The sequence below is a fragment of the Flavobacteriales bacterium genome, from assembly GCA_016704485.1.
Lineage (GTDB): Bacteria > Bacteroidota > Bacteroidia > Flavobacteriales_F > PHOS-HE28 > PHOS-HE28.
On sequence record JADJAA010000002.1, the window covers coordinates 1058379 to 1073709 of the forward strand.

13 protein-coding genes and 1 tRNA gene are annotated in these 15331 nt (G+C 49.8%); 9 read left to right on the forward strand and 5 right to left on the reverse strand.

Annotated features, from left to right (window positions below):
• Positions 1-25 precede the first annotated feature (25 nt).
• Genes IPF95_15690 through IPF95_15705 form a run of 4 tightly spaced genes read left to right on the forward strand, consistent with a single transcriptional unit; the run spans position 26 to position 4188 of the window.
• The gene (locus IPF95_15690; protein MBK6476126.1) at positions 26-730 is read left to right on the forward strand and encodes a hypothetical protein; all 705 of its coding nucleotides are present in this window, start codon (positions 26-28) and stop codon (positions 728-730) included.
• Between the two features lie 37 nt (positions 731-767).
• On the forward strand, positions 768-2270 hold the full coding sequence (locus IPF95_15695; protein ID MBK6476127.1) for a RimK family protein: 1503 nt from the start codon (positions 768-770) through the stop codon (positions 2268-2270).
• The gene (locus IPF95_15700; GenBank protein MBK6476128.1) at positions 2267-3505 is read left to right on the forward strand and encodes a glutamate--cysteine ligase; all 1239 of its coding nucleotides are present in this window, start codon (positions 2267-2269) and stop codon (positions 3503-3505) included. The genes IPF95_15695 and IPF95_15700 overlap by 4 nt, the downstream gene beginning before the upstream one ends.
• Complete coding sequence (locus IPF95_15705; GenBank protein ID MBK6476129.1) at positions 3502-4188, forward strand: N-formylglutamate amidohydrolase; 687 nt, start codon at positions 3502-3504, stop codon at positions 4186-4188. The genes IPF95_15700 and IPF95_15705 overlap by 4 nt, the downstream gene beginning before the upstream one ends.
• A 95-nt stretch (positions 4189-4283) precedes the next feature.
• Here the strand turns inward: IPF95_15705 and IPF95_15710 are convergent, their stop codons facing one another.
• Both IPF95_15710 and IPF95_15715 read right to left on the reverse strand, forming a co-directional pair.
• Positions 4284-7244 carry a T9SS type A sorting domain-containing protein gene (locus IPF95_15710; protein MBK6476130.1) on the reverse strand — a complete coding sequence of 987 codons (2961 nt, stop codon included), beginning with the start codon at positions 7242-7244 and terminating at the stop codon, positions 4284-4286.
• 84 nt (positions 7245-7328) lie between these two features.
• Entirely contained in the window at positions 7329-8117 is a 789-nt protein-coding gene (locus IPF95_15715) for an MBL fold metallo-hydrolase (GenBank protein ID MBK6476131.1), read from the reverse strand.
• A 53-nt stretch (positions 8118-8170) separates the two neighbouring features.
• Here IPF95_15715 and IPF95_15720 point away from each other — a divergent pair.
• The 4 genes from IPF95_15720 (at position 8171) to IPF95_15735 (ending at position 11336) form a co-directional block, all read left to right on the forward strand.
• Positions 8171-8255, forward strand: a tRNA-Ser gene (locus IPF95_15720).
• 400 nt (positions 8256-8655) lie between these two features.
• Entirely contained in the window at positions 8656-8931 is a 276-nt protein-coding gene (locus IPF95_15725; protein ID MBK6476132.1) for a hypothetical protein, read from the forward strand.
• 67 nt (positions 8932-8998) lie between these two features.
• Complete coding sequence (locus IPF95_15730) at positions 8999-10117, forward strand: GWxTD domain-containing protein (protein MBK6476133.1); 1119 nt, start codon at positions 8999-9001, stop codon at positions 10115-10117.
• A gap of 184 nt (positions 10118-10301) precedes the next feature.
• On the forward strand, positions 10302-11336 hold the full coding sequence (locus tag IPF95_15735) for a glycosyltransferase family 2 protein (GenBank protein MBK6476134.1): 1035 nt from the start codon (positions 10302-10304) through the stop codon (positions 11334-11336).
• A 9-nt stretch (positions 11337-11345) separates the two neighbouring features.
• Here the strand turns inward: IPF95_15735 and aroQ are convergent, their stop codons facing one another.
• Positions 11346-11765 (reverse strand): type II 3-dehydroquinate dehydratase, encoded by a 420-nt coding sequence (gene aroQ, locus IPF95_15740; protein ID MBK6476135.1) that lies wholly within the window; start codon positions 11763-11765, stop codon positions 11346-11348.
• A 136-nt stretch (positions 11766-11901) separates the two neighbouring features.
• Between aroQ and xerD the strand changes: the two genes are divergently transcribed.
• Positions 11902-12819, forward strand: a complete 918-nt coding sequence (gene xerD, locus IPF95_15745) for a site-specific tyrosine recombinase XerD (protein MBK6476136.1) — start codon at positions 11902-11904, stop codon at positions 12817-12819.
• 5 nt (positions 12820-12824) lie between these two features.
• Here the strand turns inward: xerD and IPF95_15750 are convergent, their stop codons facing one another.
• Complete coding sequence (locus IPF95_15750; protein MBK6476137.1) at positions 12825-14429, reverse strand: PQQ-dependent sugar dehydrogenase; 1605 nt, start codon at positions 14427-14429, stop codon at positions 12825-12827.
• A gap of 100 nt (positions 14430-14529) precedes the next feature.
• Positions 14530-15267: a hypothetical protein gene (locus IPF95_15755; protein ID MBK6476138.1), complete on the reverse strand. Its 738-nt coding sequence runs from the start codon at positions 15265-15267 to the stop codon at positions 14530-14532.
• Positions 15268-15331: the final 64 nt, after the last annotated feature.

The following is a 15331-nucleotide window of genomic DNA, read 5'->3' on the forward strand; positions in this document are numbered from 1 at the left end:
ATTCGTGGATCGATCAGCCAACTCCATGCGCCCAATCAAGATCCTGGCCCAGCCGGATGATAGTACCTGCGGCCCAACGGCATTACATGCCGTTTACGATAGTTTTGGGTTGGAGCTGCCTTTGGAGCAGGTAATTGATGAAGTGCATAGTTTGGAAGATGGCGGCACATTGGCGGTATTCCTTGGCCAACATGCCATAGAGAACGGGTTCTATGCGCGCATCCACAGTTACAATTTGAAGGTATTCGACCCGAGTTGGGAAGGGCTATCCATGCCGAATCTTAGACGGAAGTTGCTGGCACAGACCAAGTATAAGAGCGGCAAGAAATTCCACGGAGCCTGCCTCTCTTATGCACGCTTTCTTCAGCTTGGTGGTGAGATCCGTTTCGAGGATCCATCCTCCGCCTTGCTGAAGAGTTATTTCAAACGCGGCCTTCCCATTCTCACCGGCCTCAGTGCAACCTACCTGTACAAGAGCAAACGCGAGCGTTCAGGCCCTGCGGGCGAAAGCATTTACGATGACATGCGTGGCCATCCCATGGGCCACTTCGTTGTGCTATGCGGAATGGATAAGAAGAAAGTACTGGTCGCGGATCCCTATCAGGACAACCCCTATAGCAAGGACCATTATTACCATGTACCGGTGAGCCGGTTGATCAATTCGATCATGCTGGGCATTGTTACCTACGACGCGAACATGCTGATCATTTCACCAGAGCCGTTGGAATGAAACGGCACATCAGATTGGAGACAGTTATTACTAGCTCATGAAAAAAATAATCGTGGTCAATAACCCGAAGGAGTGGAATTTGGGTGTTTCCGATCTGGAAGTGATGAGCTCCCGGGACTACCTCACCCATTCCAAATTCGCTACGATGCGGAACGTGCGTGTATTCAACCTAGCGCGCAGCTACAGCTACCAGAGCCGGGGATATTACGTGAGTCTGCTTGCAGAGGCCCGTGGACATAAAGTGATCCCGAACGTTAAGACCATTTTGGACCTTCGATCGTTGAGCATTGTAAAAGTGTTATCACGTGATCTGGATGAGGTTATCCAGACGAGCCTTGGTAATAAGCTTAAGGATGAGTTCATACTCAGCATCTATTTCGGAAGGAATGTGAATTACAAGTATGACAAGCTTGCTCACGAACTCTACAACGTATTTCAATCACCCTTGCTCCGCATACGTTTCGTGAAGACCGATAAATGGGAAGTGCGTTCTGTGAAAGCCATTCCGTACAACGATATCCCGGAGGAGCACCTCAGCTATGTAAAAGAATTTGCCGCCAATTATTTTGGTAAGAAGCGGTATGACAAAGCGCGAGAGGACAAGAGCCAATATGACCTTGCCATCCTTGTAAATCTGAAGGACACTGCGTCACCATCCAACAAACGAGCGATCGTGAAATTCAGGCAAGCAGCCGAGGACATGGGCTTCCGGGTGGACATATTGGGCCCGGATGATATTGATCGCGTAGCCGAATACGATGCGCTTTTCATACGCGAGAATACGCACGTGAACCACCACACCTACCGCTTTGCGCGCAAGGCCCAGAGCGAAGGGCTTGCAGTAATGGATGCTCCTGATGCGATCCTTAAATGCAACAACAAGGTGTACTTAGCTGAACGAATGTTAGCTGCAGAGATCCCATCTCCGAAGACGATGATCGTACACAATGAGAACCGGGATCAGATCATCAAGGAATTCGGTCTGCCCGTCGTGTTGAAATCGCCGGATAGTACATTCAGCCGTGGCGTAGTAAAAGCCAAAACCGCCGAAGAACTGGAGAAAGAACTCGATACCATACTTGCGGAGAGCGACCTTGCAATTGCACAGGCCTATATGCCCAGCGATTACGATTGGCGTATCGGTGTGCTGGATGGCATTCCGCTGTACGCCTGCAAATACTACATGGCGAAGGGGCATTGGCAGATCTATAATTGGAACAGCAAGAGCGAAGATGATATTACCGGGAACTTTGATTGCATGCCCATAGCAGAAGCTCCGAAAGAGATCGTGGATGCGGCGGTAAGCGCTGTTCTCGCCGTGGTCGGAAGAACTGCCAATGCGCATTCACCAGAACAGGTTCCCGGTCTGTACGGTGTGGATGTGAAGGAAGTGAATGGCAAACCTTTTGTGATCGAAGTGAACGAATGCCCCAACATAGATCATGGTATCGAGGATCAGGCCATGGGTGACGAATTGTACAGGGCCATTATCGGCTCTTTGAAAATGCGCATTGAACAAAAGATCGGAATACGATCATGAACAAGAAAGAGAAGAAATTCAAGTTGTTCGAGGTAACCGGCATCGAGCTGGAATACATGGTCGTGGACCGCACCACCTTGAAAGTGCTACCTATCGTCGACAAGCTTTTTGAGGATGTCACGGGCAAGATCACCGGCGATGTTGAAAGAGGCGACGTGGAATGGAGCAACGAGCTCGTAAGCCATGTTGTGGAGTTGAAGACGGCTAAACCAACGAAGAAGATCCCGCCATTCCGTAGGAAATTCGCGAAGGAAGTAAAAGCGATCAATAATATCCTAGCGAAACGCAATGCCATGTTGTTGCCGACCGCTGCGCATCCGTTCATGGATCCTTTCACGGAAACCGTCATTTGGCCGCACGAATACAATGAAGTGTACGCTCTGTACAATCGCATATTCGATTGTCGCGGTCACGGCTGGAGCAATCTGCAAAGCACACACCTGAACCTACCCTTCGCGAATGATGATGAGTTCTCGAAACTGCACGCTGCCATTCGCCTGCTGTTGCCCATCATTCCTGCATTGAGTGCCAGTTCCCCGATCCTGGATGGAAAGGTCACCGGGTTCTTGGACAGCCGGATGGAAGCCTACCTGCACCATCAGGAGCGCTTACCAGAGTTGATGGGGTCACTTATTCCGGAAGCCGTTTTCTCACAAGAGGATTACTATCGCGCCATTTTCAGTCCGATCGCTCAGGCCATGGCGCCTTTCGATACGGAGAAAGTAATGGATCACCATTTCGCGAACTCGCGTGGTGCTATAGCGCGTTTTGATCGTGGCGCCATAGAGATCCGCGTGATCGACATCCAGGAGTGCCCGAGCGGTGATCTGGCAATTGCCGAATTGATCGTTGCGGTGCTCAAAGCCATGTGCAACGGCCGATGGGTAAGTAGCTATCTACAACGCGCTTGGAATGAGAACGATCTGTTGGCGTTGTTCCTACAAGTGATCAAGGATGCGGGGAATGCAACCCTTTCGAATCGGGACTATTTGATCATGTTCGGCCTGATGGGTCAAGAGCATTTGACCGCCCAGAAGATCTGGCAGCATTTGTTCGTAGAGGTTTACGATGGGCTAAGTGATGGGTGTCGACAGCATATCGCTCACATCCTTGAACATGGTTCATTGGCCCAACGGATCCTTGCGCACACCGGGAAGAATCCTTCACACGAAAAATTGGTTGAGGTATATACGCGGCTTGCCGAATGCTTGGATAGCGACACCGCATTCATATGACCAGCGTTCTGCTCACGTGTGAACATGGCGGCAACGAGATCCCAGTAGCGTATCGTAGCCATTTCACCAAAGCGAAAGCAACCTTGTCAACGCATCGTGGGTTGGATATCGGAGCACTTGATCTGTTCCATAAAATGGAAGCGATCGCTGAAACGAGCTACCATTCCACCACGTCGCGGTTACTAGTGGAACTGAACAGGTCGTTGTATCACCCGAACCTATTCTCCAAATGGACCAAGGGATTGAACCAAGAGGAGAAGAACCAGATCATTGCTGACCACTATCTCCCCTACCGTTATGCTGTTGAGAGTTACATCCGTGATTCATTGAAAAAGAAAGATCAACTGATGCACATATCCGTGCATTCATTCACGCCGGAATTGGATGGCATTGTGCGCAATGCTGACATTGGATTGTTGTATGACCCACAACGAGCTTCCGAAAAACGTTTTGCAACGGCTTGGGCGAAAGCCATCCGTGATCATGCACCTGATCTCCGGGTGCGGATGAACTATCCTTATCGCGGAACTGCCGATGGATTCACGACCTATTTGCGTCGTAAGTTCAAAAAGAACTATAGTGGAATTGAATTGGAAGTGAACCAGAAATGGGCTGCCGGTTCCGCTATGGACAAGCGCATTACGGAGGTGTTGATCGAGTCGGTTCGTACGGTTCTGGAGTAAGGCTTTTGGGGTTGGAACTATTCGGCCGTGATCGCAAATAAAAAGCCCTCGTTCCAAATATGGAACAAGGGCTTTTCAATTTGTGCTGAATATCACTAACGCACCACACTGAAACGACGTACGGCATTGCCGCCTTGCCAACTCATACGAAGCATGTATTGTCCTTCGTTCAATGCATCAACTTCGATCCGTTGCAGATCTGAAGCAATGGTCGGTGGCACAAATACTGTTCGGCCGGCCATATCCAGCACTTCCATCCGTAGATCCTTCCGGTCACCGCGAACGAAGGAAATGGTGAGTTGATCATTTGCTGGATCCGGGTAAACTGCAAGTTCCAGATCATTCACAAGCTCTTCCATACCAATGGTCAAATCCAGATCCCAAACTTGGAAATCATCCAACCCGGCCTCGACCAACGAGCCACCGTCCAAATTCTGACCGGGACGCAGGCTATCGCTCGCATGGAACTTCAAACGGATATTCGCTGTTGGCGACACGTAATCCTGTACACGGAAAGCCATGCGGCGCCAGCTACGGTCGCCTGACTTCGTATCTTCCACAGGCACCCACGATGTACCGCCGTTATTGCTGATATACACCTGCCACCAATCTGCATTCGGGTTGGCTCCCGATGGTGGGTTGTTGGTATACCAACGCCAGTAGCTGATCACTGGTTCAGCGTAAGGCGTAAGGTCAATGTCCGGGGTCATCAAAGTGGTTGTACCACCATCAACATCATTCTCTCCCAAGGCCGCAGACGTAGAGGACGAATTTCCTGTAACCCAACAGAATTCACCATTCGGGGTGTGTTGGGAATTTGGAGCTACTACACTGCTCGGATCGCCAACCGTTCCATAGGAGCCGATCGGCAACGCAAATTCCCAAAGGCCGGTGGTCGCATCATCACTTGGCAATCCTTCAACGAAATTTCCGATCTCGGTATTTTGATCCGCATCCTCCGTTAGTTCCAACTGCATCCCCACCAGAATGTAGTACGGCAGATTCGGATCCACTGTAGCTGCACCGATCGGCTCAACGGAACTGAGCACTTGGTTGATATCCTCCAATGCCAAATAGTACGCAATGACCGTACCTGCTGGCTGTCCGGGGATCTGTGCATCGTAAGTTGAGCCAACGGTATTCGTCATCAACACACTACTCCAGATGTTCGAATTGTTCAGTCTGTAATACGCACGTACACCGCTCAGGAACTGATCATCCGGAAAAAAGATCTCCACATCCGCAGTGATATCGATCGGCACATCGGCCGGTGCTGCAACCAACTCGTTGTGTGCGAAGGTGATATTGCTCAATAAGCTGATGCCGTGGATCCCGAACGCTTCAACAATTGCGTTACCATTGGGCGTGCCGTTCGTAATATTTCCATCATCGTCATCTGCTTGAAGCACATCGATCAGCACGTCGTGGAAAGCAGGCCCTTCATTTCCATTGAACGTTGCCGCTTGCAGACCCGGGAACGCCTCAGCGAATAATTGGATCGTTAAAGGCATATCGTTGCCGAGTAGAACGTACGTATCCCACCAAGCGCCTGCTATGATCTCGCCATCGGCATGCACCTCTCCAGTAATATCAATTGGATAGACCTTCGGATCGATATCATATCGGCGTATGTTGGAATTAGGATCGGCCAACATATATCCTTCGGCCAGGATCGGATTAATACTGAGCGTGAATGCCCATACATCCGCATAACCCTCATTCATTCCACCGTTACTGAAATTACTACCCTGGCTTTGATAAAATTTATCGTTGATTCCATGGCCATATTCGTGGTAGATCACATCCGGCACGGTGGCGAGTGACCTACACCCATTGGCTTCAGAATAAAAATTGATGGAATTACCATCGTAGAACGCGTTGCAATCGCCATTCGGATCATCCACGTTGGTAGAAAGTGGGTTATCCATACCGGTGAATGTGGGCAACACATTATTCGCATGTTGGTGGATCTGGTTCACACCCCAGTAGGCAGTGCGTTGCTGAATGGTCGCGTGACCATCGAAACTCACCGTATTAGCACCTTCGTTAAGTGTACCGGAAAATGCTGGAGCCGCGCTGGCCGTGAACACACTGGACCATCGACCGTATAGCTCATAACTCGCATCAACAGGTCCGGAAACGCCGGTAGGCAGAAATCCTGATACATCGGTATACATCGAAACACCGTTCACGGAAATTCTAAGATCCGGAAGACCAACCACCTCTTGCGGTTGCATAGGACCGTTCACGTATACCGTGGCATTCACTTGCACATCTGCACCTGCATCTTCGCCCTCTCCATGGTCATGACTAACAACTTGATCCTTTCTGTAAAGCAATTCACCGGAGTGCGCATCTACCCAACAGAGATAACGCGCAGGACGGGACGTGGTATTTGCATACACCAACACTTCATGCACCAAACGGGCATCCACTTCATGACCTTTCGGCATTGGTAGGATCTTCAACCCTATTACTTCACTACTCGTTACGTTCGGGATCCCAGACTCAGCAACATCCGTTGCGCCAGCTCCGGAGATGGTAGGAACAAGGTCCACTTGGTCAACAGCGAATGTTTCTGTTGAAAACGAGATCACGCGCTTCTGAGCATCAAGTTTTACCAGCACATGGCCGGTGATCACGGGAATTCCTTCCCATACCTGATCGAAATGCACATAGGTGCTCTTGCCTCCGGTCTGGATCGGCAATGGGACCAATGAACTTGGATCAACACCAAAGCGGATCAGCTCTGTACCCATGAAGTTCGAAACGCGCTCCTGCAAAGACCCACCAGTTGTTGGAATACCCGGACCATATGCACGGTGAGGCATTCCGCTGGCTTCATTGAATGTTACGCTCCACCTTGGCTGTGCCGAAACAAATGTTCGCCATGCATTCCGTTCTCGCAATTCCGCCTGAAACTCGGGTGAGCTCGGAGGTAGCGCCTTCTTGATGAAGTTAACCTCTAACGAAGTTGAGTTCTGTTGCGCCGAAGTGAATGGCAACATCACTACAAATGCCAAGGCAACTAAGGGTATTCTGTTAGAAATATTCATGAATGCAAGTTATGAGGGAACCACGAAGATGCGAGATCCATTCTTATTAAATCGGCAAAGTAGGACAGCCATCCAAGGATCCCATTAATTCTGGACCGGGATCTTAACCTCAACGCGGAGTCCATCATGGGCGAACGAAATGCCTTCCGGAAGCTCCGCAGAGACCTCTTCATGCCTCCCCATTAAATGACTAACGTGGGTAAAATACGTCTGGCGCGCACCTATTTCTTTTGCAAGCCCAATAGCTTCCTGAAGGTTCAAGTGTGAGCTATGTTCCTTTATCCGCAGCGCATTCAGAACAAGTACATCTATACCTTCAAGTTGCTTCATTGCCTTGGCCGGTATTGTCTTGGCATCTGTAATATAGGCCAGGTCTCCGATGCGGAAACCAAGCACGGGCATGGCATAATGCATCACTTCAATTGGTATGACCTCAATTCCGCCAGCGACAAAAGGCTCATCACTAATATCATGCAGCGTTAGTTCAGGCACACCGGGATAGCGTTTATCAGCGAACGCATAATGGAACATACGCCGCACCGCGGCATTGGTGGCTTCATTGGAATACATGTCCATGGCCTTACCCTGCTTGAAGTTGAATGCGCGCAGTTCATCGATCCCTGCCAGATGGTCCATATGCTCATGCGTAAGCAGGACGGCATCGATATTCTTTGTGCCATTCCTGAGGAGCTGCTGCCGCAGATCAGGACCAGCATCGATCAAAATGGTCCTGGTATCCGAGTGGACCAGAACAGATGATCGAAGACGCTTATCCTTCGCGTCCGGACTCGTGCAAACGCGGCAATCACACGCGATCACAGGTACACCCTGACTGGTGCCGGTACCTAGAAATTCGAGACTTAACGCGTTCATTGGAACACAAATATCGGTTGAAACGTTCGGAGGCGCTACATTCGCGCCCTGAAGGAGAGGTGGCAGAGTGGTCGAATGCGGCGGTCTTGAAAACCGCTTTACCTACGGGTAACGGGGGTTCGAATCCCTCCCTCTCCGCTGATCAAAAGCCGTTAGCCGTAAGGCTACGGCTTTTTCTGTTCTAGACCAAGCCAAGTGTAGCTTGAGGGAAGGTTTTAGAACGGAAAAAGCTGTAGAGCGAAGCGAGTTAGGCTTTTACTTGAAGCCTCCCACTCAGGGAAAGCCATTCCGATAGCGATCCCGACCGAACCAAGCAAAGCTTGAGCGAGAGCATGGATGGAAAAAGCCAGCAAGCAGAGCGAGTAAGACTTTTACTTGAAGCCCACCCGCCGTTGGCGCAAGGGATAGCCATTCAGATGGCAATCCAAGCCGAACCAAGCATGGTTGTGTAAGAACGTGAACGATAAAAGTTCAGCCTCGGCGACTTTGAGCCAAGGAACGGTATACCCTAGCACCTCAAACGGATTAACTTTGTAGAATGCGTTTGCACAAGCAGTTCTTCTTTGCGCTGATCCTCAGTTCGGCATGTATCTCAGTGCAAGCCGCTGTGGACGTGGTGGTAGAGACCAAGGTTTTCCATAGACCTGGAAATAATTCGTTGGTAGAGGTGAACATGGCATTCCTGGCCGGTTCTATGGTTAATTCAACGGATGCCAACGGTTTGTCCATTACCCAAGTAGAAGCACTTACGTTGATCGAGCAGGATGGGAAGATCGCGGCGTATGCGAAAACCGTTATCAGTGGCAGCCCCTAGATCGGACTCCCTACAAATTGACATGCTCCACCAGGAGATCTTTGATCTAGCTCCCGGGAATTACATTATGACCCTTGAAGTTAAGGATCTGCACAGTACGGATACCACATTGACCCGATACAATGCACCACTGATCGTTTCGGCGCTTGGTTCGGAAATTTCCATTTCGGACATACTCATTGCCGAGCGTTTTGAAAAAGCAACGGAAGGCACCCCATCAAAATTCGGGTACACGGTCGTACCGCTATTGACGGATTATTTCCCCGAAGAAATATCCAACCTGAGTTTTTACGCCGAAGTATATGGAACTGATGTGATGTTGGGAAAGGATAGCCTGTATTTGCTCACCTATCAAGTGGAAACCTTCGAAACAAGAAAGGCCTATGGCCAATTGAAGATCACGAATAGAGTGCAAGCCAAGTCGGTGGAACCTGTTTTTGCGGAGTTCGATATATCCACACTACCCTCGGGCAATTACCTCGCTGCTGTTGAAGTATTCAACCGTGCCGGTGTTCTACTTGCACGAAGGGAGCAGTTCTTTCAACGTAACAATAAGATCACACTGCAATACGACCTACAGGCTTTGGATGAACTGAACATCGGCAATACGTTCGTTGGTTCATACACGGATACGGATTCGCTCGCAGAACATATCGCAAGTTTCCGGCCTATTGCAGATGCATTGGAAAGAAAGATCATCGATGATCGATGGAAAGACCGCGACCTGGACCTGATGCAACGCTTTTTCTATACGTTCTGGACCAATCGCAGCAATGATCCGGAAGGTGCTTGGCGAGCATACCGAGCGGAAGTGATCAAAGTGAACAAGATCTACGGTTGCCGGAATATGCGCGGTTATCAGACCGATCGAGGTTATGTATACTTGAAGTATGGCCCACCGAATACCCAGATGGATCGTATGCAGGAACTGGATGCCTATCCATACACCATTTGGCATTACTACCGAGCCGGACGCTATAGTAACAAGCGGTTCATCTTTTACCAGCCGGACCTGGTGACGAATTGCATGGTGCTATTGCACAGTGAGGTCCCGGGCGAATTAAAGAATCCACGCTGGAACCAGATCCTTCATGAACGCAATGTTGCGCATCCCAATGTGGACCCTGCCCAAGTTGGCACACAAAGTGGCGGGCGAGCGGATGAATTCTTCGATATGCCGAGGTAAAGCGCACACCTCTTGATCATCGCGTTAAGCCGAACCGCGAGTTGTGCGAACGATCGCATTGTGCCATTCGAGGTGACGATCTCTCAGTTTTAGCAAAAGACAACGAAACGTAATAACATAGTGCGGATGGAATGCACCATTTTTGTCCGGCAATGAGGTGTCGTTGGTGGCACATTCTTTGATCATGGGCACAGCGATCGTCATATTGAACTGGAACGGCAAGCATTGGCTGGAAAAATTCCTGCCCGGTGTTATCGCCAATAGTCCAACTGCGGAGATCATCGTGGCGGACAATGCTTCTACGGATGGATCCTTGAAGATCCTGGCCAGCGAGTTCCCTTCTGTTCGAACGATCGCATTGGAAAAGAACTACGGATTTGCAGGTGGTTACAATGAGGCGCTACGCCAGGTAGAAGCTGACCTGTACGTACTCCTGAACTCCGATGTTGAGGTTGAGCCCGGCTGGCTGGGTGCCATGGAAACGTATTTGGAGGGGCATCCAGGAATGGCAGCGTGCCAGCCAAAAGTATTGAGCTACGCAAAGCGGGACCGCTTCGAACACGCAGGTGCGGCAGGTGGTTATATCGATCGCAATGGATATCCCTTTTGTCGTGGCAGGATCTTCGAGGTGACCGAAGAGGATAAGGGGCAATACGATGATGACCGCGAAGTTTTTTGGGCGACCGGCGCTTGTCTGATGATCCGTTCCAAGGCATTTCATGCGGCTGGTGGCTTCGACGCTGACCTTTTTGCCCATATGGAAGAGATCGACCTCTGCTGGCGACTACGACGCACTGGGTGGTCGATCGGCTATACAAGTAGTACGACTGTTTATCATGTGGGTGGTGGTACACTAGGCTATGGAAGTCCGCGTAAGACCTATCTCAATTTCAGGAACAGCTTGATCGTACTCACCAAGAACCTTCACAATGGTTGGTCCTTCGGTTGGTTGATGCGGCGTTTGATCCTTGATGGTTTCGCGGCATGCAAATTCTTATTGGAAGGGCACGGTACCCACACTTGGGAGGTGGCAAAAGCACATTGGCATTTTTTCATGCGCTTACCCCGTATATTGAAGATGCGGAAGGAACTCTTGGCACAGGAAACATCGCCTGACCTTACGGGCATGTATCAGCGCAGCATTGCTTATGACAGGTTCATTATCGGATGGAAGCAGTTCTCACAGCTCGATAAAAGTGCATTCCGGGATAAACGGTGACGCTAGTTGTTATCTGCTGATCAGGTATTCAACGGCCATGTGATACCCCTCCAGGCCAAAACCGGTAATGACCCCAGCACATGTTGCGCCGGTTATCGTATTGTGCCGGAATTCCTCGCGTGCATGGATATTGCTGATATGCACTTCCACAACAGGGATCTTCAGCACAGCGATCGTATCACGCAGTGCAACACTCGTGTGCGAATATCCTGCTGGATTGAAAACAACGCCATCCACTTGATCCACCGCATTTCTTAAGCGTTCGACGAGTTCGCCTTCAATGTTGCTCTGGAAATAAGAGAATTCCGCATTCTGAAAATCATTACGCAACTCTTCAATGTATTCCTCGAAACGTCGGCTACCATAGATCTCAGGCTCGCGTTCACCAAGAAGATCGAGATTAGGGCCGTTCAGCAACAGAATACGCATGGCGCGAAGTTCGCAACTCAGATCATACCCTCATCATCCTGATGCACAAAATAGATATGAACTATGCACAGTGTTGCGTTGGAACAAACCTCCTGAGCGAACGAATGGAACCGGCCACATCACGCAACTTCGTAAAATGGATTGGGATAGTGCGTTGGTGGATCTTCGCATGCACCTTAAGTTGGAACGTTCGTTGAGCGACCGCACGGTTGAGGCATACTTGCGCGATGTTGGCAAGCTCCGGAAATATGCAGATGATCAATCACCACCCTTGAAGCCTGGATCCATTAAGCTGGATGATATGCAGGCATTCATAACATCCGTAGCGAAGTCAGGACTGGGTGCACGCAGCCAAGCGCGTTTGTTAAGTGCCATTCGCGGATTTTACCGCAGCCTTAGACGGGAGAAAGTGGTTGATGAAGACCCGACCGAACTTATTGAAAGTCCTCGTTTGGGCCGCAAATTGCCCGTTTTTCTAAGCATCCAGGAGATCGATGCGATGGTTGCCGCGATCGATATGAGCAAAAGGATGGCACATCGCGATAAGGCCATGCTTGAAGCGTTGTACAGTTGCGGACTTCGGGTAAGTGAATTATGTGGCTTACAGCTTTCGCGCCTCCACTTTACCGAAGGGTTCATACGTGTAGTGGGCAAGGGCGATAAGGAACGGCTGGTACCCATTGGCCCTGGAGCCATGAAGCATATCCAATTGTACATCGAACACGAGCGCGTTCATCTACCCATAACCAAAAAAGCAGAAGATCTTGTGTTCTTGAACAACCGCGGATCAGGATTGTCAAGGGTTTCCGTATTCAACCTTGTAAAGGATCTGGCAGCCAAGGCTGGAGTCCGAAAAGTGATCAGCCCGCATACATTCCGACATTCATTCGCTACTCATTTGGTTGAAGGCGGTGCGGATCTACGCGCTGTGCAGGAAATGCTCGGCCACGCCAGTATTACGACAACGGAGATCTATACCCATTTGGATAGGGAGTACCTGCGGAGCAACATCATGCAGTTCCACCCGAGAGCTCGAAATAAGCAAGGGAAATAATTATGTCAACGGAGGACGCTAACAGATCGGCGATCCACAACGTCACCCTCCGGCCCTCGTAATTCGAGGATATACGTACCTGAAGCGAATCGCTCAACATCGATCACATGTTGAACATTCCCAGCTCTCCATATCTCATTCTTCACCATTCGGCCAACTTGGTCATACATCCTCAACATGAGATCCCTCCCATAAGGCACAACAGCTCTAACAGTAATTTGGGCATATGCCGGTTGTGGGAATATCTCCAAACCTTGTGAACCGGTCACGCCAACTCCTGTTACAAGAAAAAGAACACTGTCAGATAAAAAATCACATGCTCCATTGAAATTCGTGAGCACGGAATAATACCCTTGTATGATCGGTGTGTGATCCTGTGAAGTTGCTCCTGGTAAGGTATCACCGGAAAGTAGCCATTGGAACGTATCTCCTGCAGATGCGTGCAGCACACCACCACTTAAGGATACTTCCGGAGGATCCATGGGACATAGGTCCGCCACTTTGAATAGTTTGGCATCCAGCAGGTTTGTTACGAAAAGCTCACCAGTTGCACTTTCTCCGAAAGAGGATATACCCTGTACGCCGGTTGATGCACCAAGCGCGTCAACGAATCCTTGATCTCCGTCCGGAGTGAGCATTCGCAACTCACCTGAGCAGAAATCCGAATAGAAATATCTTCCGATGAGTTTAGGATATTGCTCACCACGATAGACCTTACCACCGATCACGGCGCAAGCTGTCCCGCCCAGAATACTGTGTGGCATGGTCAGAACCGGAGGAACCTTGTATTCCGTAGAGTCACAAGTCGTAGTGTTGAATGGCATATTTCCTTCATAGCAACGCCATCCGAAATTGGGAGCACCAGTGGAATCAGCAGGCCAAAGGTCTATTTCTTCATAACTCTCTTGACCGACATCTCCGATCCATATGTCGCCATTCGCACGATCGATCCCGATCCGATAAGGGTTTCGAAGACCGTATGCAAAGATCTCTTGCAGCGTATCCGGGCCGGCACCATAGAATGGGTTATCCGTCGGTATGGAATATGTACTATCGGGTTCCGGCTTTATCCGCAAAAGCTTTCCAAAGGGCACACTCAGATCCTGGCCTCTGTTCGCAGGGTCTGCAGCCCACCCTCCATCACCAACTGCCACATAAAGCATACTATCCAGGCCGAAGGAAATATCACCTGCTTGGTGGATCGCCGAATGATGCGGTCTACTGAACAGAACAACTTCGCTGGTATCGATCGCAACATTGGGGTCTGCGCTAACAGAAAATCGGGAAAGCGTATTTATCCCATATTGCCCACCGGTGTGCATATAGTTCACATAGAAATAGCCATTGTTCGCATAATCAGGATCGAATGCAAGGCCTAGCATTCCTCGTTCACCACCGTTGATCACTTGCGAAGAAATGTTCAAGAAGGATTGCGACAGGACGGTCATACTATCCGTAACAACGAAGATCGCCCCCCATTGACTAACGGCGAACAATCGATCATCACCACAATTGGTAACGCCCACGATCTGTCCGATCCCATTTGCCCAAGGCACAAGATCCAACTTAACGGGTCCCTGAGCACTAGCGCTCAAAAGGGAGAACGACAAGACCAATACCGCAAGATTTCTCAAAACAGCGCGAATTTACCACAATCACGCAAGGAAGCAGCTAAAGGTTTCGATCAATTTGTTAACGATCTCTGGTCCTTCAGGGCAACTGCACCACCCTTCGTGGGCCACTGTACACGCCTGGAGCAGCATTTTCTCCTACTGGTCTTCCAAGAACGTCGTAATAGACCCCAGAGGTGTTCAGTACTCTTTGGTGCTCTTCAATACCCGTAATACTACCGTTGCATGGCGAAGCCACGATCCGGACCTCATCCACTTGCCATGGCTCAAGGCCACCTTGGTATGGCTGTACCATGAGTTGAAAAGCACCGTACATCGCATTTGGCTCAACAGCGACACATCCTAGGTTAAGTATGACCGTTCGGGACCAATTCGAGGTTATCTCCACATCAGCAGCTTCCTCCAACGGAGCGGCAGGGTTCCGGCTATATTTCACTTTAAGTCGCTGTGGACCGTCCGGAGACTTACGGTGTACAATGATCACACTGTCAATGTTCATGTCGCCTGAAGACAATGTACTGACCTGGCCATAATGATCGGCCAAGGCAAACACTGGCCAGCCGCCAATATATATTGCGTTATCTCCGGAGATCACCGGATGCGGACAAGGCGCATCCGTACCGATCCAGATCATATTCGTACCAAAGAATGAAGGGCTATCGTTCTGCGGCATATCACATGCACTACATCCTGTACTACAATTCAGGTTATTCGCACAGGGATTATTCAACCATAAATAATCCAAAGTGAATGATTGTGCGTTGGTGCTCGCCATTGCGACGATGAGTACGGTGATTGCGAGTAATATGCGCTTCATGAAAATGGTTCGTACGGCCATTTTGGGACCGCATGGACCTTCTTACGCATCCATTCATCTGAAG

Coding starts and splice junctions, on each gene's coding strand:
- IPF95_15690 (MBK6476126.1), top strand. CDS start 26: ATGCGCCCAATCAAGATCCTGGCCCAGCCGGATGATAGTACCTGCGGC.
- IPF95_15695 (MBK6476127.1), top strand. CDS start 768: ATGAAAAAAATAATCGTGGTCAATAACCCGAAGGAGTGGAATTTGGGT.
- IPF95_15700 (MBK6476128.1), top strand. CDS start 2,267: ATGAACAAGAAAGAGAAGAAATTCAAGTTGTTCGAGGTAACCGGCATC.
- IPF95_15705 (MBK6476129.1), top strand. CDS start 3,502: ATGACCAGCGTTCTGCTCACGTGTGAACATGGCGGCAACGAGATCCCA.
- IPF95_15710 (MBK6476130.1), bottom strand. CDS start 7,244: ATGAATATTTCTAACAGAATACCCTTAGTTGCCTTGGCATTTGTAGTG.
- IPF95_15715 (MBK6476131.1), bottom strand. CDS start 8,117: ATGAACGCGTTAAGTCTCGAATTTCTAGGTACCGGCACCAGTCAGGGT.
- IPF95_15725 (MBK6476132.1), top strand. CDS start 8,656: ATGCGTTTGCACAAGCAGTTCTTCTTTGCGCTGATCCTCAGTTCGGCA.
- IPF95_15730 (MBK6476133.1), top strand. CDS start 8,999: ATGACCCTTGAAGTTAAGGATCTGCACAGTACGGATACCACATTGACC.
- IPF95_15735 (MBK6476134.1), top strand. CDS start 10,302: ATGGGCACAGCGATCGTCATATTGAACTGGAACGGCAAGCATTGGCTG.
- aroQ (MBK6476135.1), bottom strand. CDS start 11,765: ATGCGTATTCTGTTGCTGAACGGCCCTAATCTCGATCTTCTTGGTGAA.
- xerD (MBK6476136.1), top strand. CDS start 11,902: ATGGATTGGGATAGTGCGTTGGTGGATCTTCGCATGCACCTTAAGTTG.
- IPF95_15755 (MBK6476138.1), bottom strand. CDS start 15,267: ATGAAGCGCATATTACTCGCAATCACCGTACTCATCGTCGCAATGGCG.